Genomic DNA, 20,851 nt, shown 5'->3' on the forward strand with positions numbered 1-20,851 from the left:
CCCTCGACGCGGCGATCGCGGCGCTCGAGGTCGTCGACGAGGCCCGGGCACAGCTGATCCGGCGCGCGCGGGGCTGAGCGCGGATCCCGAGTGCTGACGGTCACCGGCGCCGAACTGCACCGGCGTTGAACTGCACCGGGGCTTGCGACGCACCGAACGCGTCAGGGAATCGGAACCGGAGTGACGCCGAGCGGGGCCAGCCCCGCCGCGCCGCCGTCGGGCGCTGTGAGCACCCAGATGCCGTCCGCGTGCACGGCGACCGAATGCTCCCACTGGGCGCTGAGCGAGCCGTCGGCCATGGTGACCGTCCAGTCGTCGTCCTCGACCACCGTGTCGATGCCGCCCGCCGAGATGATCGGTTCGATCGCGACCACCAGGCCGGGTTTGACCTCGGGTCCGCGACGGTTCACCGGCACGTTGAAGACGGGGGGATCCTCGTGCATCCGGCGGCCGATGCCGTGCCCGATGTAGTCCTCGAGGATGCCGAAATCGCTGTTCGCGTGCACATAGGCGGCTACGGCCTCTCCCACCTCGTTCAAATGGGAGGCGGTGGCGAGCCGGGCGATGCCGCGCCACATCGCCTGCTCGGTGACGTGGCTGAGCCGCTCGATCGCGTCGGTGCGGTCCGGTCGCGACGCATCCGGCAGCACGGCCGTGATCGCCGCGTCACCGTGCCAGCCGTCGACGACGGCGCCCGCGTCGAGCGCGACGATGTCGCCCGGCTCGAGCGGCCGGTCGTCGGGGATGCCGTGGACGACGTGCTCGTTGACGTTCGCGCAGATCGTGTGCCGGTAGCCGGGCTCAAGCATGAAGTTCGGGGCGCCGCCTGCGTCGCGGACCGCCTGCTCGGCGATCGCATCGAGCTCGAGCGGAGTGATCCCGGGGCGCACGGCCGTGGCCATCGCCGCGAGGGCGGCGGCCGTGGCCGCGCCCGGCGCCTGCATCAGCCGAAGCTGAGCCGGGGACTTGTAGATCGAGCGACGAAGCAATCCGCGGGCCATGGCGTGCACGATGCGACCGGCCGAGCCGGCGCTAGGCTCCCAGCTTCTGCTCGAGTGCGGTGAAGATGCGCTCGGAGACCTCGTCGACCGTGCCGAGCCCGTCGACGGCGACGAGGATGCCGCGCGTCTCGAACAGCTCGACGAGCGGCTTCGTCTGCTCCGCGTAGACCTCCTGGCGGTGACGGATCACCGCTTCGGTATCGTCGACCCGTCCCTCGATCTCGGCGCGCTTCAGGAGGCGCTCCACGACCACGTCGGTGTCTGCCTCGAGCAGCACGACCGCGTCGAGCGCGCGCGCGTCCGCCTCCAGCACCCGATCGAGGGCGTGCACCTGATCCAGCGTGCGCGGGTATCCGTCGAGCAGGAACCCGTCGGCGACGTCGTCGCGGCGCAGTCGGTCCTCGACGATCTCGTTGGTCAGCTCGTCGGGCACCAGCTTGCCGGCCTCGATCAGCTGCGAGACCCGCTGCCCCAGCGGCGTTCCCGCCTTGATATTGGCCCGGAAGATGTCGCCCGTCGAGATCCACGGCACCCCGTAGCGTGCGATGATCCGCTCGGCCTGCGTGCCCTTGCCCGCACCCGGCGGGCCGACGATCAGGAGGCGGATCTGTCGGGGAGCCGTCACTTGAGGAGCCCTTCGTAGTGGCGCTGCTGCAGCTGCGCGTCGATCTGCTTGACCGTCTCGAGACCGACACCCACGATGATGAGGATCGATGCGCCGCCGAACGGGAAGTTCTGGTTCGCGTTGAAGAACGCGAGCGCGATCAGCGGGATGAGGGCGATCAGGCCGAGGTAGAGCGAACCGGCGCTGGTGATGCGGTTCAGCACGTAGTTGAGGTATTCGGCGGTCGGCCGGCCGGCGCGGATGCCGGGGATGAAGCCGCCGTACTTCTTCATGTTGTCGGCGACCTCTTCAGGGTTGAAGGTGATCTGCACGTAGAAGAACGTGAACCCGACCGTCAGCAGGAAGAAGACGAGCATGTAGAGCGGATCGTCGCCCTGCACGAGGTTGTTCTCGATCCAGACGACCCAGGGCTTCGGCTCCTCGTTGATACCCGGCTGGTTGAACTGGGCGATGAGCATCGGCAGGTAGAGGATCGCCGAGGCGAAGATGACCGGGATCACGCCCGCCATGTTCACCTTGATCGGGATGTAGGTGCTGCTGCCGCCGTAGCTGCGGCGGCCGACGACGCGCTTGGCGTACTGCACCGGGACGCGGCGCTGCGACTGCTCAACGAACACGACCGCGGCGACCACGACGAGCCCCACCGCGATGACCAGGAAGAAGACCTCCCAGCTGTTCTGCACCTTGATGCTCCACAGCGCGCTCGGGAACTGGGCGGCGATCGAGACGAAGATCAGCAGCGACATGCCGTTGCCGATGCCGCGCTCGGTGATGAGTTCGCCGAACCACATGATCAGGCCGGTGCCGGCGGTGAGCGTGATGATCATGATCAGGATCGTCCACCACTCCTGGGAGACCAGGTTGCGGCAGGCGTCGCTCGCCTGCGAGCCGAACAGCATGCCGGATCGCGCGACCGTGATCAGCGTGGTCGACTGCAGGACGGCGAGCGCGATCGTGAGATAGCGCGTGTACTGCGTCAGCTTCGCCTGGCCGGTCTGGCCCTCCTTGTGGAGGGTCTCGAAGTGCGGGATCACGACGCGCAGCAGCTGCACGATGATCGAGGCCGTGATGTAGGGCATGATGCCGAGCGCGAAGACCGACAGCTGCAGCAGCGCACCGCCGCTGAACATGTTGATCATCTGGTAGAGCCCGGACGCATCCTGCTGCGCCACCAGACACGCCTGCACGGAGTCGAAGTTGACGAACGGTGCGGGGACGAAGGATCCGAGACGGAAGATCGCGACGATACCCAGCGTGAAGAGAATCTTCCGCCGAAGATCGGGCGTCTTGAAGATCCGGCCGATCGCACTGAACACAGCGTGCCTCCTGAAAAGTCTTGCGGCTCGCGCGAGAACGCAGCCAATACATCAGCCTACACGGACGAAACAACCCGCGGTGAACAGCGTGTGTCACCGCGGTTTCGCCGGCCCGCGGCGGTGCGGGTGCGCGGCTGAAAGCGATGAGGCCGGGCCGATCCGCTCCTGTCTGGAACGGATCGCTCCCGGCCCCTTTCACGCCCGAACGGACGTTACTTGATCTCGCCGCCAGCGGCGACGATCTTCTGCTCAGCCGCGGCCGACACCTTGTCGACCGAGACGACGAGCTTGACCTGCAGGTCGCCGTCGCCGAGCACCTTCACCGGCTGGTTCTTGCGAACCGCGCCCTTGGCGACCAGATCCTCGATCGTGACCTCGCCGCCCTTCGGGTACAGCTCGGCCAGCTTGGCGACGTTGACCACCTGGTACTCGGTGCGGAACGGGTTCTTGAACCCGCGCAGCTTCGGGGTGCGCATGTGCAGCGGCATCTGCCCGCCCTCGAAGCCGGCCTTCACCTGGTAGCGCGCCTTGGTGCCCTTGGTGCCGCGACCCGCGGTCTTGCCCTTCGAGCCCTCGCCGCGACCCACGCGGGTCTTGGCCTTCTTCGCTCCGGGAGCCGGGCGCAGGTGATGAGCCTTCAGCACCTGCTCGCGCTCCTCCTGTGTGTTCTCGCTCATGCGTCGATCTCCTCAACCTTCACCAGGTGAGCGACCGCGCGCACGTAGCCGCGGTTCACCGGGGTGTCCTCGCGCACGACCGTCTGACCGATCTTGCGGAGGCCCAGGCTGCGCAGCGTGTCGCGCTGGTTCTGCTTCTCACTGATAACTGATTTGGTCTGCGTAATCTGCAGGCTCTTCTTGGTGGCCATTACGCACCTGCCTTCGCCTTGGCTGCTGCGTCGGCCGCGGCCTTCGCCTCGGCGCGCACGAGGCGGGCCGGGGCGACGCGGTCGAAGTCGAGGCCGCGGCGGGCAGCGACGGAGCGGGGCTCCTCGAGCTGCTGCAGCGCCTCGACGGTCGCATGCACGATGTTCAGGGTGTTCGACGAGCCGAGCGACTTGCTGAGCACGTCGTGGATGCCGGCGCACTCGAGCACGGCGCGGACGGGGCCACCGGCGATAACACCGGTACCCGCGGCAGCGGGGCGCAGCAGCACGACGCCGGCAGCGGCCTCGCCCTGCACCGGGTGCGGGATCGTGTTGCCGACGCGAGGCACGCGGAAGAAGTTCTTCTTCGCCTCCTCGACGCCCTTCGAGATGGCGAGGGGAACTTCCTTCGCCTTGCCGTAGCCGACGCCGACGGTGCCGTTGCCATCGCCCACCACGACGAGCGCGGTGAAGCTGAAGCGGCGGCCGCCCTTGACGACCTTCGACACGCGGTTGATGGTGACCACGCGCTCGAGGAACTGGCTCTCGGCGCGATCCCGGCCGCCGCGCTCGCCACGGGTGCCGCGATCGCGGCTGCCACGGCGCTGCTCGCGGGGCTCGTTGCGGTGATCCTGAGCCGGGGCTTCCGCAGCCGCGGCCTCGGTGGTCGACGCCTCGACCTGGGCCTCTGCGTTCACTTCCTGCTCCTTCGTCTCTTCACTCACAGGGTCAGCCCCCCTTCGCGTGCGCCGTCGGCGATCGCTGCGACGCGGCCGGCGTACTTGCTCCCGCCGCGGTCGAACACCACGGCCTCGACGCCGGCGCTCTTCGCGCGCTCGGCGACGAGCTCGCCCACGCGGTGGGCCTTGGCGGTCTTGTCGCCCTCGAAGGCGCGGAGATCGGCCTCCATCGTCGAGGCCGAGGCCACGGTGTGGCCCTTGGCATCGTCGATGACCTGCACGAACACGTGACGCGAGGAACGGGTCACCACGAGACGGGGACGCGTCTCGGTGCCGACGATCTTCTTGCGCAGGCGGGCGTGGCGGCGGATGCGCGCAGCCGAACGGCCCTTTGCACGGGTGATACTCGCAGCCATGGTTACTTACCAGCCTTTCCAGCCTTGCGACGAACGTTCTCGCCCGCGTAGCGGATGCCCTTGCCCTTGTAGGGCTCCGGCTTCTTCAGCTTGCGGATGTTGGCGGCGACCTCGCCGACCGCCTGCTTCGAGATGCCGCTGACGGTGATCTTGGTGCTGCCCTCGACCGCGAGCGTGATGCCCTCGGGCGCGTCGAACAGGACCGGGTGCGAGAAGCCGAGCGCGAGCTCGAGGCCGGCGCCCTTCTGCTGCACGCGGTAGCCCGTGCCGACGACCTCGAGCTGCTTCGCGTAGCCCTCGGTCACACCGATGATGTCGTTGTTGATGAGCGTGCGGGTCAGGCCGTGCAGCGCTCGGGAGTCGCGCTCGTCGTCGGGACGGGTGACGAGCACCTGGCCCTCTTCGAGCGACACGCGGATGGGCTCGGCGACGACGAGCGAGAGCTCGCCCTTCGGGCCCTTGACCGAGACCTGCTGGCCGTCGATCTTTACGTCTACACCGCCGGGAACGGCGATGGGAAGCTTACCGATACGTGACATTTGCGATTACCACACGTAGGCGAGCACTTCGCCGCCGACGCCCTTCTGCTCGGCCTCGCGGTCGGTGAGAAGACCCGAGGAGGTGGACAGGATCGCGATGCCGAGGCCGCCGAGCACGCTCGGGATCTCGGTCGAACCCGCGTAGACGCGGAGGCCGGGCTTCGACACCCGCTTGATGCCCTCGATCGAGCGCTCGCGGTTGGGGCCGTACTTCAGCGACAGGGTCAGGGTGGTGCCGACTCGGGCGCCCTCCACGTTCCAGTCCGCGATGTAGCCTTCGCGCTTGAGGATCTCGGCGATCCGCTCCTTCAGCTTCGAGCCGGGGAGCGAAACGACGTCGTGGTGCGCAGAGTTGGCGTTGCGCAACCGGGTCAGCATATCTGCGACCGGATCGGTCATCGTCATAAGTGACTCAACTTTCTCGCCTGGTATCGCGCGGCCGTTACACGACCGGCGACCTGGGTGACATGCGGATAGGCGCCCCGAGGGGCGCCGATCCGCTTGGACTATTCGGTTGTTATTCGGCCTTGAACGGGAAGCCGAGCGCCTTGAGCAGCGCACGACCCTCGTCGTCGGTCTTGGCGGTGGTCACGACGGTGATGTCGAAACCGCGCACCCGGTCGATCTTATCCTGATCGATCTCGTGGAACACGCTCTGCTCGGTGAGACCGAACGTGTAGTTGCCGTTTCCGTCGAACTGCTTGGGCGAGAGGCCCCGGAAGTCGCGGATGCGCGGCAGCGCGAGCGTGATGAGACGGTCCAGGAACTCCCAGGCGCGATCGCCACGGAGAGTGACGTGCGCGCCGATGGCCTGGCCCTCGCGCAGCTTGAACTGCGCGATCGACTTGCGGGCCTTGGTGACCATGGGCTTCTGGCCGGTGATGAGGGTGAGATCGTTGATCGCACCCTCGATCACCTTGCTGTCGCGGGCGGCCTCGCCGACACCGGTGTTCACGACGACCTTCACGAGACCGGGAACCTGGTGGATGTTGGCGAAGTCGAACTCCTCGCGGAGCGCCGGGATGATCTCCTGGCGGTACTTCTGCTTCAGTCGGGGCTGGATCTTCTCAGCCACTGCAGTCTCGGACATTAGAGATCCTTCCCGGACTTCTTGGCGTAGCGCACGCGCACGGTCTTCTTCTTGCCGTCGCGCTCGACCTCTTCGAGGCGGAAGCCGACGCGGGTCGGCTTCTTCGACTCGGGGTCGACGACGGCCACGTTGGAGACGTGGATCGGGGCCTCATGGGTCTCGATGCCGCCCTCCTTCGTGCCGCGCGAGGACTCGCCCTGACGCACGTGCTTGGTGACGTAGTTCACGCCCTCGACGACGACGCGGTCGCTCTCGGTCAGCACGGCGATGACTCGACCCTGCTTGCCCTTGTAGCCGCCGCGCTCCTGCGAGGGACCCGAGATGACCTCGACGAGGTCACCCTTCTTGATCTTGGAGCCCATAGAGCTAGATCACCTCCGGTGCAAGCGAAACGATCTTCATGAACCGCTTGTCGCGAAGCTCGCGACCGACCGGTCCGAAGATACGGGTGCCGCGGGGTTCCCCGTCGGCCTTGAGGATGACGGCGGCGTTCTCGTCGAAGCTGATGTACGAGCCATCGGCACGACGAGTCGACTTGCGCGTCCGGACGACGACGGCCTTGACCACGTCGCCCTTCTTCACGTTGCCGCCGGGGATCGCGTCCTTGACGGTCGCGACGATCGTGTCGCCGAGACCGGCGTAGCGGCGCTTGGACCCGCCGAGCACGCGAATCGTGAGCAACTCCTTGGCGCCGCTGTTGTCGGCCACCTTGAGTCGGGATTCCTGCTGAATCACTTGGTTACTCCTTCACTCAGTAAGCCCGAGGCTTACTTCGCCTTCTCGAGAATCTCGACCAGGCGCCAGCGCTTGGTGGCGCTCAGCGGGCGGGTCTCGTGGATGAGCACGAGATCGCCGATGCCGGCGGTGTTCTGCTCGTCGTGCGCCTTCACCTTCGAGGAGCGGCGCATGACCTTGCCGTAGAGCGGGTGCTTCACGCGATCCTCGACCTCGACGACGATGGTCTTGTCCATCTTGTCGCTGACGACGTAGCCGCGACGGGCCTTGCGGTATCCGCGCTGCTCGGTTTCGACCTCAGCCATCCTCAGGCCTCCTTCGTCTCGGTGGTTGCCTCAGCAGCGGCGTCCTCCGCCGGCTCGGTCTTCTTCGTGCTCTTCTTGGCCGCGGCCTTCTTCGCCGGGGCGGGCTCTGCGGCGGGCGTCGCCCGAATACCGAGCTCGCGCTCGCGCAGCACCGTGTAGATCCGCGCGATGTCGCGCTTCACCTGGCGCACGCGGCCGTGGCTCTCCAGCTGGCCCGTGGCCGACTGGAACCGCAGGTTGAACAGCTCGGCCTTCGCCTTCTTGAGCTCCTCCACCAGCTTCTCGTCCTCGAACGTGTCGAGTTCGGTGATGGCCAGATCCTTGCTTCCGATTGCCATTATGCGTCGCCCTCCTCGCGCTTGACGATGCGGGCCTTCAGCGGCAGCTTGTGGATGGCGCGGGTGAGCGCCTCACGAGCCAGCTGCTCGTCGACACCGGCGACCTCGAAGAGGACACGGCCGGGCTTGACGTTGGCGACCCACCATTCCGGTGAACCCTTACCCGAGCCCATGCGGGTTTCCGCGGGCTTCTTGGTGAGGGGGCGGTCCGGGTAGATGTTGATCCACACCTTGCCGCCGCGCTTGATGTGACGGGTCATCGCGATACGAGCGGACTCGATCTGACGGTTGGTCACGTAAGCGGGGGTCAGGGCCTGGATGCCGTACTCGCCGAAGGTGACGGTGTTGCCGCCCTTCGACTGACCGCTGCGGCTCGGGTGGTGCTGCTTGCGGTACTTGACTCGACGGGGAATCAGCATGACTTACTTCTCCGCTCCTGCTGCGGCGGGCGCAGCCTCGGCCTGTGCGCCGCGGGGCGCACGGCGGCGGTCGCCGCGATCACGCGACGGCTTCTGGGCCGCCTGCTCGCGAGCGAGTTCCTTGTTGGTGAGGTCGCCCTTGTAGATCCAGACCTTCACGCCGATACGGCCGAAGGTGGTCTTCGCCTCGTAGAAGCCGTAGTCGATGTTCGCGCGGAGGGTGTGCAGCGGCACGCGTCCCTCGCGGTAGAACTCCGAGCGGCTCATCTCCGCGCCGCCGAGGCGGCCCGAAACCTGGATCCGGATGCCCTTGGCGCCGGCGCGCTGGGCGCCCTGCAGACCCTTGCGCATCGCGCGGCGGAAGGCCACGCGGGCGGCGAGCTGCTCGGCGATGCCCTGAGCGACCAGCTGGGCGTCGGCCTCGGGGTTCTTGACCTCGAGGATGTTCAGCTGGATCTGCTTCCCGGTGATCTTCTCGAGATCGGTGCGGATGCGCTCGGCCTCGGCGCCGCGACGACCGATCACGATGCCCGGGCGAGCCGAGTGGATGTCCACGCGGACCCGGTCACGGGTGCGCTCGATCTCGATACGGCTCACGCCGGCGCGATCGAGGGTGGTCGCCAGGTGCTGGCGGATCTTGATGTCCTCGGCCAGGTAGTCGGCGTAACGCTGACCCTTCTTGGTCGAGTCCGAGAACCAGCGCGAGACGTGGTCCGTGGTGACCCCCAGGCGGAAGCCGTAGGGATGAATCTTCTGGCCCATACCTTAGGCTCCCTTCTTGGCGGCCGCGAGCTCATCGGCGGTCTGCAGGATGACCGTGATGTGGCTCGTGCGCTTGTTGATGCGGAACGCGCGGCCCTGGGCGCGCGGACGGAACCGCTTGAGCGTGGCGCCCTCGTCGACGAAGGCACGTGCCACGACGAGCTCGTCCTCGTTGAGACGCAGGTTCTCGTTGTCGGCCTTGACCCGGGCGTTCGCGATCGCCGAGGCGACCAGCTTGTACACCGGCTCCGAGGCGGCCTGCGGGGCGAACTTCAGGATGGCCAGGGCCTCCTGCGCGTTCTTGCCGCGGATCAGATCGACGATACGACGGGCTTTCTGGGGGGTGACGCGGATATGACGCACGCGTGCGATCGACTCCACCATTTCTCTTCCTCCTTCGCGTCGCCGGGTTAGCGGCGACGGCCCTTCTTGTCGTCCTTCACGTGGCCGCGGAAGGTGCGGGTCGGGGCGAACTCGCCCAGCTTATGACCGACCATCGTCTCGGTGACGAACACCGGGATGTGCTTCCGGCCGTCGTGCACCGCGATGGTGTGCCCCAGCATGGCCGGGATGATCATCGAGCGGCGCGACCAGGTCTTGATCACGTTCTTGGTACCGGCTTCGTTCTGGGCAACCACCTTGTTGAGCAGGTGGTTGTCGACGAAGGGGCCCTTCTTGAGACTGCGAGGCATCTTCTACTCTCTCCTACCTGCCGCTTAACGCTTCTTGCCGACGGTCCGGCGACGCACGATGAGCTTGTCGCTTTCCTTGTTCGCCTTGCGCGTGCGGCCTTCCTTCTGGCCCCACGGGCTGACCGGGTGACGACCGCCCGAGGTGCGGCCCTCACCGCCACCGTGCGGGTGGTCGACCGGGTTCATGACGACGCCGCGGACGGTCGGGCGGACGCCCTTCCACCGCATACGGCCGGCCTTGCCCCAGTTGATGTTGGACTGCTCGGCGTTGCCGACCTCGCCGACCGTCGCACGGCAGCGCACGTCGACGTTGCGGATCTCGCCCGAGGGCAGACGCAGCTGCGCGTAGGGGCCGTCCTTCGCCACGAGGCGGACCGAGGCGCCGGCCGAGCGGGCGAGCTTGGCGCCGCCACCGGGCTTGAGCTCGATCGCGTGGATCACGGTACCGGTCGGGATGTTGCGAAGCGGCAGGTTGTTGCCGGGCTTGATGTCGGCCGAGGGACCCGACTCGACGATGTCGCCCTGCTTCAGCTTGTTCGGCGCGATGATGTAGCGCTTCGTGCCGTCCACGTAGTGGAGGAGCGCGATGCGTGCCGTGCGGTTCGGGTCGTACTCGATGTGAGCGACCTTGGCGTTCACGCCGTCCTTGTCATTGCGACGGAAGTCGATGACGCGGTACTGGCGCTTGTGGCCGCCGCCGATGTGACGGGTGGTGATCCGGCCCTGGTTGTTCCGGCCGCCGGTCTTGGGCAGCGGGCGCAGCAGCGACTTCTCGGGGGTCGAACGCGTGATCTCCGCGAAGTCAGCGACGCTCGAACCGCGACGACCCGGAGTCGTCGGCTTGTACTTACGAATTGCCATGATTGTTCCTCTTCGCTTCCGAGCTACAGCGCAGCCGTGAAGATGTCGATGGTGCCCTCGCGAAGGGTGACGATGGCGCGCTTGGTGTCCTTGCGCTTGCCGATGCCGAACTTGGTCCGGCGCGTCTTGCCCTTGAGGTTGAGCGTGTTGATCTTGGCGACCTTCACACCGAAGACCTGCTCGATGGCGAGCTTGATCTCGGTCTTGTTGGCCGTCGGCTGCACCTCGAAGGTGTACTGGCCGTTGGCGTCGATCCGCGCGTAGCTCTTCTCAGAGACGATCGGGCGGATGATCACGTCGTGGACGGACTTATTCAGGCTCACTTCGCGGCCTCCTTCGCAGTGCTGTCAACAGTGCGCGCGGCGACGAAGGCGTCGAACGCGGCCTTGGTGAACACGAGATCGTCGCTGACGACCACGTCGTAGGCGTTGAGCTGATCCTGGAACAGCGTGTGCACGTGCGACAGGTTGCGCAGGCTGAGCGCGCTCACCTCGTCCTCGCGGTCGATGACGACGAGCACGCGCTTGCCCGGGGCGAGCGCGGCGAGGATCTCGCGGGCCGCCTTCGTGCTCGGCTTCTCGGCGATGCCGAAGGAATCGACCACGTGCAGACGGTTGCCGCGGACACGATCCGAGAGGAGCCCGCGGAGCGCCGCGGCGATCATCTTCTTCGGCGTGCGCTGCGAGTAGTCGCGCGGCACGGGGCCGTGCACGACGCCGCCGCCGCGGTGCTGCGGCATGCGGATCGAACCCTGACGGGCGCGGCCGGTGCCCTTCTGCTTGAACGGCTTCGAGCCGGAACCGCTGACCTCGCCGCGGTTCTTGGTCTTGTGCGTGCCCTGACGCGCAGCGGCGAGCTGAGCGGTGACCACCTGATGGATCAGCGGCACATTGGTCTCAGCACCGAAGAGCGCCTCGGGGAGCTCGACCGAACCGGCCTTCTTGCCCTTGGCGTCGACGACGTCGAGCTTGGTTGCGGTAGCCATGAACTACGCCCCCTTCACTGCGTTGCGAACGAATACGAGACGGCCGCGGCCACCGGGGACGGCGCCCTTGACGAGCAGCAGACCCTTCTCGGCGTCGACGGCCTGGATGACCAGATTCTGCACGGTCACGCGGTCGCTGCCCATGCGGCCGGCCATCTTCTGGCCGCGGAACACGCGACCCGGGGTGGCTGCGCCACCGACCGAGCCGGGCTTGCGGTGGTTGCGGTGCGCGCCGTGCGAGGCGGAGACGCCCTTGAAGTTGTGGCGCTTCATGGTGCCGGCGAAGCCCTTGCCCTTGGAGGTGCCGACGACGTCGACCTTCTGGCCGGCCTCGAACACGCCCTCGACGGTGAGCTCCTGGCCCAGCGCGTACTCGGCGGCATCGGCGGTGCGCACCTCGGTGAGGTGGCGGCGCGGGGTGACGCCCGCCTTGGCGAAGTGGCCGGCGGTGGGCTGGTTCACCTTGCGGGGATCGATCTGGCCCGCGGCGATCTGGACGGCGCTGTAGCCGTCGACCTCTGCGGTGCGGATCTGGGTGACCACGTTGGGGGCCACCTCGATGACGGTGACGGGAACGACCTTGCCGTTCTCGTCCCAGACCTGAGTCATGCCGAGCTTGGTGCCCAGGAGACCCTTGACGTTGCGATCATTCTTCGACATCAGAGACCCCCTTACAGCTTGATCTCGATGTTGACGTCGGCCGGAAGGTCGAGACGCATGAGCGAATCCACGGCCTTCGGCGTCGGGTCGACGATGTCGATGAGACGCTTGTGCGTGCGCTTCTCGAAGTGCTCGCGGCTGTCCTTGTACTTGTGCGGCGAGCGGATCACGGCGATCACGTTCTTCTCCGTGGGGAGCGGAACGGGGCCGATCACGGTCGCGCCTGCACGGGTCACCGTGTCGACGATCTTGCGCGCGGAGCTGTCGATGACCTCGTGGTCGTACGACTTCAGTCGAATGCGGATCTTTTGCGCCGCCATATGACTCTCTCTTTCTGGTTGCGTCGTACCTGTCGCGCTTCGGCGTTCGCACACCTCGGCGCGCCCGGCATTGGACGTCTTGCGTATCAGCGCCCTGGCACTCCGCTCGTGAGCAAGTACTGGGTCTCTGTTCACCTGTCAAAACCCGCACAGCAGCGCGACCGGGACGTTGCCCGGCGACGAGCTCTGCGAGTATGGTGTTCGCTGCCCGCGGCCTAGTCGAACGCCGTGCGCTCCGACTCGGTCGGAGCGACTTCCGGTGACTATGCACAGCCTGGCAGTGATTTCCGCGCAGGCGGAAAGTACTGAACCTGTCTATTCTGACACGACTTCGGCCATCTGTGCAACCCGGGCGTGTCGCGCGCTTCGCGCGCTCCCTTCAACGCCCGGCAACCGAGCCCGAGGGCGGGCTCGGCACATACGGCGCGCAAAGCGATGCTTTGCCCTGAGCGCCTTGGTGCAGGCGTGTCGCGCGCTTCGCGCGCTCCCTTCAACGCCCGGCAACCGAGCCCGAGGGCGGGCTCGGCACATACGGAGCGGCCGTCACGCCTCCTGCACGGGTTCGTGCAACCGCAGCAGATCCTCGTAGGTCTCCCGGCGGGCGACGAGCCTCGCCTCTCCCTCCTGCACGAAGACGATCGCCGGCCGCAGGGCGCCGTTGTAGTTATTCGTCATGCTGTAGGAGTAGGCGCCCGTGGTCGCGAGCGCGACGAGGTCATCGACCGCGGGAGCCGGCATGCGCGCGTCCTCGACGAGCAGGTCGCCCGACTCGCACTGCCTTCCGACGATCTGCACCTCCTCGTCCCAGGGCTCGGTCATCCGGTTCGCCAGCACCGCCTCGTACCGTTGACCCGTCAAGGCGATGTCGAGCTGATCGGCCATTCCGCCGTCGACCGCGACGAAGTCCCGCCCTGAGCGCTTCACCGATACCACCCGGTACAGCGTGACCCCGGCTCGGGCGACGATCGAGCGACCGGGCTCGATCACGAGACGCGCGTCGGCCGGCAGGTGCGCCGCTGCCGCTTCGACGACGCGGTCCAGGTACTCCTCGACCGAGGGTGCGACCTCGTCGTAGGTGTACTTCACGCCCAGCCCGCCGCCGATATCGTACGTGCGGAAGGTTCCGGAGCGCGAGATGCTGTCCACCGCCTGGGCGAACTGATCCACGTTCAGGATCTGGGACCCGATGTGCACGTGCACTCCGTCGAGCTCCATGAGCGGATGCGCCGATATCCGCTCGATCGCGGCTACCGCCTGCTCGATCGGGAAGCCGAACTTCGAGCGGACTCCCCCGGTGGCCTGCGAGGCGTGCGTCTCCGCCTCGACCCCCGGGATGAGCCGGATCAGTACGTGCTGCGGACCGGTGAGCAACGCTTCGAGCCGGTCGATCTCGTCGAAGTTGTCGATGATGATGGTGCCGACGCCGGTGTCGAGCGCGAGTCGGAGCTCATCCGTCGTCTTGGCGTTCCCGTGGAAGTGGATCCGCTTCGGATCGACGCCCGCCTTCAGCGCGAGCACGATCTCGCCGCCCCCGGCCACGTCGATGGATGCGCCCTCCTCCGCCGCCACCCGGTACATCTCGACGATCGGGAACGACTTCGAGGCGTACAGCACCTCGGAGTTCGTCCACCGCCGGCGGAGCCCGTCGACGAAGCGCCGGATCTGCGCGCGCAGCCCGGCCTCATCGATGATGTGCAGCGGCGTCCCGTACTCCGCAGCGAGTCGCGAGACCCCCACGCCGCCGATCCGCAGCTCCCCGAGCTCATCGACCTCCGCGTGCTCGGGGAGGATGTCGCGCATCCCGTCGAGGCTCGCCGTGGCTGCTGCGGCGTTCGCGGTCATATACGGCTCCTTCGAGGCATCGGATGGCATCAGCCTAGGCGGATCCCCATGCGCAGTCCCTAGAGTTATCGCATAGATTTATCCCATGTATAGTGAGTTTTCCACAAGCACGCGATCGCAGGGTCTGGACCTCGGCGAGCTGCTCGCCGACCTCGGCCCCGACACCGCGATGCCACTGGTCGCGACGTTCCCGGATCGACTCGTGATGGGGACCGACTTCTACGAGTCGACCGACTCGCTCCTCGAGGAACCGGGGCTGCTGCTACTCGCCCCCTCGTGCGCATCGCTCTCGACGCCGGAACTCACGCAGCTGGCGACTCGCGCAGTCGCGAACCGCTACGCCGCGATCGCCGTCAAGTGCGGGGAAGAGGCCGTGACGAGGATAGCGAGCATCTCCGCCGAAGTCGGGATCCCATTCATCCGCGTGTCCGAGGGCATCGGCTGGCGCTTCTTCGACGCCTTCCTCTCGCGGCTGCTCGGAGAACGTGGCCGCAATGAGGATCTGGTCGGAGAACGGGGCATGGAGCCGCTGTTCGCTCTCGCGAACGAGGTCGCGGAGGTGTTCGGCGGATCCGTCGCCGTCGAAGACCTCGGTCGAGCCGTGATCGCCTACTCCTCGGTCCCCGGTCAGGCCATCGACGCCCTGCGCACCCAGGGGATCCTGCACCGCCGCGTCCCCGACAGCCCCTCCAACGACCTTCAGTACGAGGAGGTCCTCCGCGCCGAGCGCCCGATCAGGTACCCCGGCTCCGATATCGAGGCGGCCAGGGTCGCGTTCCCCATCCGGGCAGGAGCGCTCCCCCTCGGTTCGATCTGGGCGATCGATGCGACCGGAGACGGGCCGCTGACTGACCAGCAGGAGCGGACGATGCGGAACGCGGCGCGCACCGCCGCCGCCTACATGCTCGAGGACATCCGCACGATCCGCTCCGGCCAGATCCCCCGGGAGGAGCGTTTCCGCACCCTGCTCGACGGCCACAGCGTCGTCGGAACCGAACTGCTCGAACTCGGCATATTGAGGGACCGCGACTGCGCACTGCTGGTGCTCGAACCGCCGCCGGGCGAGCCGCTCTCCATGCTCTCCCAGCTCCGGTCCACCGTGCGGCGCCATCTCGCGCTGCATCATCCGGAGGCCGTCACCTCCGTCAGGGATCAGCGGGTATACGCGCTGATCGCGGGCGACGTCGATACGGCGACGCGAATCGCGGAGCCGCTGCTCCCGCTCCTCGACCGACTGATCGCTCGCGGGACCCGGATCGCCGCCCCCGGCGCCACCCGGCGGGCGACGGAGATCTCGCACCTCCGGGATCTGGCGCACCAGCTGCTGGCGAGCGTCCCGCGGAGCGCCGCCGACGAGCGCCTCCCGGTGCTCACTGTCGAGCGCCTCCGCCCCTCGCTCGTCTTCGAGCACCTGAGGCCGCTGCTCCTCGACAACGCCGAGCTGCGAATCCCCGGGCTCGACGCCCTGGCGAACGATCATCCGGATCTCGCCGAGACGCTGCTCGCCTGGTGCGGCGCGTTCGGCAATGTCGCGCTGACCGCGCGCAGGGTCGGCGTCCACGAGAACACGGTCCGATACCGCTTGCAGCGGACCGAGGAACTCCTCGACCTCCGCCTCGACGATGCGGACACGCGACTGACCGCGTGGCTGCAGCTCAGGGTCGACGCGCACGAGGCCGCGCGGCGCGGGGCGAACGGCGAAGGGGCGCCGGATCAGCCGCGGTGGCCCAGCAGTGCCGGCAGACGCGTGTAGAGCGCTACGAGCGCGAGACCGCCGGCGAGGAGCGCGAGCCACCAGATCGGGGCGACGAGGAACGAGGCCAGCCCGAGCAGCGAGGCGGCGACGGTGAAGGCCGTGGTGATCGAGGACGCGGCGAGATGCGTGCGGCCCTGCTGCTGCAGACGCTGGTAGACGTGCTCCTTGTGCGGCTCGTCCCACTTGCGTCCGGCGCGTACCCGTTTCACGAGCGTCACCCCGACATCGCCGAAGTAGATCACCATCGGTCCGATAGTGGCGAGGATAGGCACGCCGGCGACGAGCGCGGCGAAGCTCGTGATCGCGACCGCGCCGCCGAGCAGGTAGCTGCCGACATCGCCGAGGAAGGCGCCCGGCCTGGTCAGGTTCCAGGGCAGGAACCCGAGGAACCCCGCCGCGAGGAGCAGCCCGGCGATGAGCAGCCAGTCGAGGCCCGAGGCCGCTCCGGCTGCGGCGAACGCGAGCCCGGACACGACGCCGTGCAGACCGCTGATGCCGTTCAGCCCGTCCATGAAATTCGCGACGTTGATGTAGCTCGAGATGAAGAGCACGCCGTAGACGACGAGCAGTGTCAGCCCCAGAATCGACATCCCCGAGACCAGCGGGGTCGTCTCCCATCCGAAGTCGGCAGCACCGAGGCGCCCCGGAGCGAAGGAGGCGCGCGCCACCAGGATCAGCGCGACGGAGGCGGACAGCGCGATCACCAGCAGCAGGATGCTCCGCACCGGCACGCTCAATCCGCGGAGATCCTCGCTCAGGCCCAGCAGGCCCGCCGCGAAGGATCCCGCGCCGACGATCAGGAGAAAGACCCACCCGTGCGCATCCGGTGCGTCGATCCACGCGAACAGTGTCGCCAGCCCGCCCCCGACCCCCATCGCGATCAGGACCGCGAGCCCGAGGCCGCGCAGCACCGGTCGCTCGTGCGACGACCGCTCGTTGGGGATGTCCATGATCCCGAGCCGTACGAGGATCGGGCGAACCACGAGCGGCAGCAGCAGGCTGAGCACGAGCGTCACCGCCCCGGCGAACATCGCAAGCGCTGCTCCGCTCACCTCACGCGCCCCCCGGCCTCATCGGTCAGATCCATGCGGGCGACCCATCCCTCGTGATCGAGGACCTCCGGGCTGATCGTGTCGACCCGCGCGTGCGAGATCTTCTGATGGAACGGGCGCTCATCGCCCTCGCCCTCGCCGACGAGCTCCTCGTGGAGCTTCTCCCCGTGGCGCAGGCCGGTGAAGACGATCTCGATCTGCTTGCCCGACTGGGCGATCATCCGCTTCGCGACGTCGAGGATGCTGACCGGCTCACCCATGTCGAGGATCAGCACCTCGCCGGGCCGACCGATGCCGCCGGCCTGGATCACCAGCTGGCAGGCCTCGGGGATGGTCATGAAGAATCGTGTGACATCGGGATGGGTGACCGTCAGCGGTCCGCCGGATTCGATCAACGCTCGGAAGATCGGCAGCATCGATCCGCGGCTTCCGATCACATTGCCGAAGCGAACCGAGAGATACCGCTCCCCCGTCTGCTCGGCCATCCATGCGGTGAGCTTCTCGGCCACGCGCTTGGAGTGACCGAGCACGCTCGTCGGGTTCGCGGCCTTATCGGTGGAGATGTTCACGAAGGTGCCGACCCCGACGGATTGCGCAGCGCGCAGCACGTTCAGCGTGCCCATCACGTTCGTCTTCCAGGCCTCGTCGGGGTACTGCTCGAGCATGGGCAGATGCTTGAGCGCGGCGGTGTGGAACACCACCTCGGGCCGGCGCTCCGCGAAGATCGCGGCCAGGGCGTCGGCGTCGCGGATGTCGTTGAGCACCACGTCGCGGGTGTCGAGGAGCCCATGACCGCTGATCGCGAGCTGCGTCGCCTGCAGGGCGGTCTCGTCGCGGTCGAGGAGGATCAGCTCCTTCGGCTCGAAGCGCGCCAGCTGCCGGCAGAGCTCGGAGCCGATCGATCCGCCCGCACCGGTCACGAGCACGACTCGGCCCTGCAGATACTTCGCGATCGACTCCGTCTCGAGCCGCACCGGGTGCCGCCCGATCAGGTCCTCGATCGAGAGCTCCCGAACCTCGGAGATGGACGACGAGTTCTGCAGGATCTGGTCGAGCGGCGGGAGCACCATGACCGAGAGCTCGAGCTGCTCGGCGACCTGGTCGATCCGGCGCAGCACCGAAGCGTCAGCATCGGCGATGCAGATGAGGAGGACGCTCGCGCGGGTCGATGCGGCGACAGTCGCGAGGTCGTCGAATCCGCCGAGCACCCGGACCCCGCGCACCTCGAGATTGCGCTTGAGCGGATCGTCGTCGATGAACCCGACCGGCAGCAGCTCCGACGCCGAGTCGGTGAGCAGCCGCTTGACGGTCTGATTGCCGAGATAGCCCGCTCCGTACAGGAGGACGCGCTGGGCTCCACCGCCGGGCTTCAGGCGGCGCTCGGCGATGAGGCGAGTCATGTAGCGCACCCCGGCCATGAGCGTGAAGCTGATCGGCGCCGCGATGATCAGGGTGCTGCGCGGGATGCCGTTGCCGTAGCCGACCAGGTAGGCGACGGCCCAGGCCACCGCCATGACGGCGACCGTGTCGAGCACCAGAGCCCGCACCTCGTCGAAGCCGCCGCGCTCGTACCTGCCGCGATAGAGCCAGAAGACGATGCCGCCGAGGAACTGCGCCACGGCGGTCACGCCGATCACCAGCAGCGTCCAGCCCCAATGGATGCGCGAGACGTCGAAGTCGAAGCGCAGCACGAGCGCGGCGAGGATGCCGATCGCCCAGCAGATCACGTCGCACAGGAACAGCCCGCCGTACAGCCTGGCGAGGTGCGCGAAACGACCATCTGCGGTCTGCGACACGACGAACCTCCGATTCCCCAGGACATGCACCGTGCGAACCGCTCGGCACTATCGAGAATATCGCGCCGCCGGGCGCATCCCTCACAGCCCGCGCCCAGAGCCGATCATTGCCTCCGGGTTCCCTCCCGCGACATACTGAGAGCAGCGAGGCGCCCGGCCTCGCTTCCCGTCGCATCGCGACACTGCGAGGAAGGATCCCACATGGCCGCAGAGGATTTCACGAAGAAGGCCGAAGAGCTGGCCAAGCAGGCCGGCGACTTCGTCAAGGAGAATGCCGACAAGGTGCAGGATGCGCTGAAGAGCGAGCAGGCCGAAGGCATCAGCGACAAGCTGCTCGACGGCGCGGCGGGCCTGGCGAACAAGATCACCGGCGGGAAGTTCGCCGATCAGGTCGAGGATGTTCGCGAGAACCTCGACAAGAACATCGGCAATGAGTGACGGTGGACGCACTCGCCCTCGGCACGAGCTGAACCCGGCTCCGGCCTGAACGGAAGAACCCCCGGGAGGACATCCTCCCGGGGGTTCTTCGTCGAGTCGGTGAGACTTACTCGACGATCTTGGTCACCGTGCCGGCGCCGACGGTGCGGCCGCCCTCACGGATCGCGAAGCCGAGGCCCTCCTCCATGGCGATCGGCTGGATCAGCTCGACCGACATGTCGGTGGTGTCGCCGGGCATGACCATCGGCTTGTCCTCGGGCAGGGTGATGACACCGGTCACGTCAGTCGTACGGAAGTAGAACTGCGGACGGTAGTTCGTCTCGAACGGGTTGTGACGGCCGCCCTCTTCCTTCTTGAGGATGTAGGCGGTGCCCTCGAACTTGGTGTGCGGGGTGATCGAGCCGGGCTGGACCACGACCTGGCCGCGCTCGACGTCCTCGCGCTTGGTGCCGCGGAGCAGCAGACCGCAGTTCTCGCCGGCCCAGGCCTCGTCGAGCTGCTTGTGGAACATCTCGATACCCGTGACGGTGGTCTTCTGGGTCGGGCGCAGGCCCACGATCTCGACCTCGCTGTTGATCGAGAGGGTGCCGCGCTCGGCGCGGCCGGTCACCACGGTGCCGCGACCGGTGATCGTGAAGACGTCCTCGACGGGCATGAGGAACGGCTTGTCCTTGTCACGCACGGGATCGGGGATCGACTCGTCCACGGCCTCCATGAGCTCGAGAACCGAGTTGACCCACTTCTCCTCGCCCTGCAGCGCCTGGTAGCCCGAGACGCGCACGACCGGGGCGTTGTCGCCATCGAAGCCGTTCTTGGTGAGCTCCTCGCGGACCTCCATCTCGACGAGCTCGAGGATCTCCTCGTCGTCGACCTGATCGCACTTGTTGAGCGCGACGAGCAGGTAGGGCACGCCGACCTGCTTGGCGAGGAGGATGTGCTCCTTCGACTGGGCCATGAGGCCGTCGGTCGCGGCGACCACCAGGATCGCGCCGTCCATCTGGGCGGCACCGGTGATCATGTTCTTGATGTAGTCGGCGTGGCCGGGGGCATCAACGTGAGCGTAGTGACGCTTCGGGGTCTCGTACTCGACGTGCGAGATGTTGATGGTGATGCCGCGCTGGCGCTCCTCCGGAGCCGAGTCGATCGTGTCGAAGTCGCGCTGGACGTTGGTGTCCGACGGGTACTTGTCGGCAAGCACCTTCGAAATCGCCGCGGTAAGGGTCGTCTTACCGTGGTCGACGTGACCGATCGTACCGATGTTCACGTGCGGCTTGGTCCGCTCGAACTTGGCCTTCGCCACTATGGTCCTCCTCAGGACATCGAGTGCCGCTTCCCGCCGAGGGTTTCGGCAGGCACGA

Annotated in this window: 29 protein-coding genes; 2 read left to right on the forward strand and 27 right to left on the reverse strand. The window is 67.3% G+C overall.

Annotated elements, in window-relative coordinates; translation table 11 throughout:
- Positions 1 to 161: 161 nt before the first annotated feature.
- From map to lysA, 24 genes are all read right to left on the reverse strand, one after another.
- Complete coding sequence (gene map, locus ACFPZL_RS01215; protein WP_218115599.1) at positions 162 to 1,001, reverse strand: type I methionyl aminopeptidase; 840 nt, start codon at positions 999 to 1,001, stop codon at positions 162 to 164.
- A 31-nt stretch (positions 1,002 to 1,032) separates the two neighbouring features.
- Positions 1,033 to 1,626 carry an adenylate kinase gene (locus ACFPZL_RS01220; protein WP_236022066.1) on the reverse strand — a complete coding sequence of 198 codons (594 nt, stop codon included), beginning with the start codon at positions 1,624 to 1,626 and terminating at the stop codon, positions 1,033 to 1,035.
- On the reverse strand, positions 1,623 to 2,942 hold the full coding sequence (gene secY / locus ACFPZL_RS01225) for a preprotein translocase subunit SecY (protein WP_218115598.1): 1,320 nt from the start codon (positions 2,940 to 2,942) through the stop codon (positions 1,623 to 1,625). Before secY ends, ACFPZL_RS01220 begins: the two co-directional genes overlap by 4 nt.
- 212 nt (positions 2,943 to 3,154) lie before the next feature.
- Positions 3,155 to 3,619, reverse strand: a complete 465-nt coding sequence (gene rplO, locus ACFPZL_RS01230) for a 50S ribosomal protein L15 (protein WP_218115596.1) — start codon at positions 3,617 to 3,619, stop codon at positions 3,155 to 3,157.
- Positions 3,616 to 3,810, reverse strand: coding sequence for a 50S ribosomal protein L30 (gene rpmD / locus ACFPZL_RS01235; RefSeq protein WP_218115595.1), 195 nt, complete (start codon positions 3,808 to 3,810; stop codon positions 3,616 to 3,618). Before rpmD ends, rplO begins: the two co-directional genes overlap by 4 nt.
- Positions 3,810 to 4,532, reverse strand: coding sequence for a 30S ribosomal protein S5 (rpsE, locus tag ACFPZL_RS01240; RefSeq protein ID WP_218115593.1), 723 nt, complete (start codon positions 4,530 to 4,532; stop codon positions 3,810 to 3,812). The genes rpmD and rpsE overlap by 1 nt, the downstream gene beginning before the upstream one ends.
- Entirely contained in the window at positions 4,529 to 4,903 is a 375-nt protein-coding gene (rplR, locus tag ACFPZL_RS01245) for a 50S ribosomal protein L18 (RefSeq protein ID WP_218115591.1), read from the reverse strand. The genes rpsE and rplR overlap by 4 nt, the downstream gene beginning before the upstream one ends.
- A 2-nt stretch (positions 4,904 to 4,905) precedes the next feature.
- Positions 4,906 to 5,442, reverse strand: coding sequence for a 50S ribosomal protein L6 (gene rplF / locus ACFPZL_RS01250; protein WP_218115589.1), 537 nt, complete (start codon positions 5,440 to 5,442; stop codon positions 4,906 to 4,908).
- Between the two features lie 6 nt (positions 5,443 to 5,448).
- On the reverse strand, positions 5,449 to 5,847 hold the full coding sequence (gene rpsH / locus ACFPZL_RS01255) for a 30S ribosomal protein S8 (RefSeq protein ID WP_218115587.1): 399 nt from the start codon (positions 5,845 to 5,847) through the stop codon (positions 5,449 to 5,451).
- Between the two features lie 112 nt (positions 5,848 to 5,959).
- Positions 5,960 to 6,532: a 50S ribosomal protein L5 gene (gene rplE / locus ACFPZL_RS01260; protein WP_218115585.1), complete on the reverse strand. Its 573-nt coding sequence runs from the start codon at positions 6,530 to 6,532 to the stop codon at positions 5,960 to 5,962.
- Positions 6,532 to 6,894, reverse strand: a complete 363-nt coding sequence (gene rplX / locus ACFPZL_RS01265; protein ID WP_218115583.1) for a 50S ribosomal protein L24 — start codon at positions 6,892 to 6,894, stop codon at positions 6,532 to 6,534. The genes rplE and rplX overlap by 1 nt, the downstream gene beginning before the upstream one ends.
- Positions 6,895 to 6,898: 4 nt before the next feature.
- Complete coding sequence (rplN, locus tag ACFPZL_RS01270) at positions 6,899 to 7,267, reverse strand: 50S ribosomal protein L14 (RefSeq protein WP_218115581.1); 369 nt, start codon at positions 7,265 to 7,267, stop codon at positions 6,899 to 6,901.
- Between the two features lie 32 nt (positions 7,268 to 7,299).
- Positions 7,300 to 7,572, reverse strand: coding sequence for a 30S ribosomal protein S17 (gene rpsQ / locus ACFPZL_RS01275; protein WP_218115580.1), 273 nt, complete (start codon positions 7,570 to 7,572; stop codon positions 7,300 to 7,302).
- Positions 7,573 to 7,574: 2 nt separating this feature from the next.
- Entirely contained in the window at positions 7,575 to 7,910 is a 336-nt protein-coding gene (rpmC, locus tag ACFPZL_RS01280) for a 50S ribosomal protein L29 (RefSeq protein WP_218115579.1), read from the reverse strand.
- Positions 7,910 to 8,329: a 50S ribosomal protein L16 gene (gene rplP / locus ACFPZL_RS01285; RefSeq protein WP_218115577.1), complete on the reverse strand. Its 420-nt coding sequence runs from the start codon at positions 8,327 to 8,329 to the stop codon at positions 7,910 to 7,912. Before rplP ends, rpmC begins: the two co-directional genes overlap by 1 nt.
- A gap of 3 nt (positions 8,330 to 8,332) precedes the next feature.
- Entirely contained in the window at positions 8,333 to 9,091 is a 759-nt protein-coding gene (rpsC, locus tag ACFPZL_RS01290; RefSeq protein ID WP_218115575.1) for a 30S ribosomal protein S3, read from the reverse strand.
- 3 nt (positions 9,092 to 9,094) lie between these two features.
- The gene (gene rplV, locus ACFPZL_RS01295) at positions 9,095 to 9,475 is read right to left on the reverse strand and encodes a 50S ribosomal protein L22 (RefSeq protein WP_218115573.1); all 381 of its coding nucleotides are present in this window, start codon (positions 9,473 to 9,475) and stop codon (positions 9,095 to 9,097) included.
- 26 nt (positions 9,476 to 9,501) lie between these two features.
- Entirely contained in the window at positions 9,502 to 9,783 is a 282-nt protein-coding gene (rpsS, locus tag ACFPZL_RS01300; RefSeq protein WP_105804995.1) for a 30S ribosomal protein S19, read from the reverse strand.
- 24 nt (positions 9,784 to 9,807) lie between these two features.
- On the reverse strand, positions 9,808 to 10,644 hold the full coding sequence (gene rplB / locus ACFPZL_RS01305) for a 50S ribosomal protein L2 (protein ID WP_218115571.1): 837 nt from the start codon (positions 10,642 to 10,644) through the stop codon (positions 9,808 to 9,810).
- 23 nt (positions 10,645 to 10,667) lie between these two features.
- Positions 10,668 to 10,967, reverse strand: coding sequence for a 50S ribosomal protein L23 (gene rplW / locus ACFPZL_RS01310; RefSeq protein ID WP_218115569.1), 300 nt, complete (start codon positions 10,965 to 10,967; stop codon positions 10,668 to 10,670).
- Positions 10,964 to 11,629: a 50S ribosomal protein L4 gene (gene rplD / locus ACFPZL_RS01315; RefSeq protein WP_218115567.1), complete on the reverse strand. Its 666-nt coding sequence runs from the start codon at positions 11,627 to 11,629 to the stop codon at positions 10,964 to 10,966. The genes rplW and rplD overlap by 4 nt, the downstream gene beginning before the upstream one ends.
- 3 nt (positions 11,630 to 11,632) lie before the next feature.
- Complete coding sequence (gene rplC / locus ACFPZL_RS01320; RefSeq protein ID WP_218115565.1) at positions 11,633 to 12,289, reverse strand: 50S ribosomal protein L3; 657 nt, start codon at positions 12,287 to 12,289, stop codon at positions 11,633 to 11,635.
- 11 nt (positions 12,290 to 12,300) lie between these two features.
- Positions 12,301 to 12,609, reverse strand: coding sequence for a 30S ribosomal protein S10 (gene rpsJ, locus ACFPZL_RS01325; protein WP_218115563.1), 309 nt, complete (start codon positions 12,607 to 12,609; stop codon positions 12,301 to 12,303).
- A gap of 543 nt (positions 12,610 to 13,152) precedes the next feature.
- Entirely contained in the window at positions 13,153 to 14,451 is a 1,299-nt protein-coding gene (gene lysA, locus ACFPZL_RS01330; RefSeq protein ID WP_218115561.1) for a diaminopimelate decarboxylase, read from the reverse strand.
- An 85-nt stretch (positions 14,452 to 14,536) separates the two neighbouring features.
- On the opposite strand from lysA, the gene ACFPZL_RS01335 reads away from it, so the two are divergent.
- Positions 14,537 to 16,204, forward strand: a complete 1,668-nt coding sequence (locus ACFPZL_RS01335; RefSeq protein ID WP_218115559.1) for a PucR family transcriptional regulator — start codon at positions 14,537 to 14,539, stop codon at positions 16,202 to 16,204.
- On the opposite strand, the gene ACFPZL_RS01340 is transcribed toward ACFPZL_RS01335, so the two are convergent.
- Complete coding sequence (locus tag ACFPZL_RS01340) at positions 16,165 to 17,259, reverse strand: MraY family glycosyltransferase (protein WP_236022064.1); 1,095 nt, start codon at positions 17,257 to 17,259, stop codon at positions 16,165 to 16,167. The two genes, ACFPZL_RS01335 and ACFPZL_RS01340, sit on opposite strands and share 40 nt — an antisense overlap.
- Entirely contained in the window at positions 17,256 to 19,055 is a 1,800-nt protein-coding gene (locus ACFPZL_RS01345; RefSeq protein WP_218115558.1) for a polysaccharide biosynthesis protein, read from the reverse strand. Before ACFPZL_RS01345 ends, ACFPZL_RS01340 begins: the two co-directional genes overlap by 4 nt.
- A gap of 201 nt (positions 19,056 to 19,256) precedes the next feature.
- On the opposite strand from ACFPZL_RS01345, the gene ACFPZL_RS01350 reads away from it, so the two are divergent.
- Positions 19,257 to 19,493, forward strand: coding sequence for an Rv0909 family putative TA system antitoxin (locus ACFPZL_RS01350; RefSeq protein WP_218115556.1), 237 nt, complete (start codon positions 19,257 to 19,259; stop codon positions 19,491 to 19,493).
- 106 nt (positions 19,494 to 19,599) lie between these two features.
- Here the strand turns inward: ACFPZL_RS01350 and tuf are convergent, their stop codons facing one another.
- Complete coding sequence (gene tuf / locus ACFPZL_RS01355) at positions 19,600 to 20,793, reverse strand: elongation factor Tu (protein WP_218115554.1); 1,194 nt, start codon at positions 20,791 to 20,793, stop codon at positions 19,600 to 19,602.
- Positions 20,794 to 20,851: the final 58 nt, after the last annotated feature.

Origin of the sequence: Leucobacter soli (genome assembly GCF_042659205.1) — a bacterium.
In the GTDB taxonomy this organism is placed as follows: domain Bacteria; phylum Actinomycetota; class Actinomycetes; order Actinomycetales; family Microbacteriaceae; genus Leucobacter; species Leucobacter soli.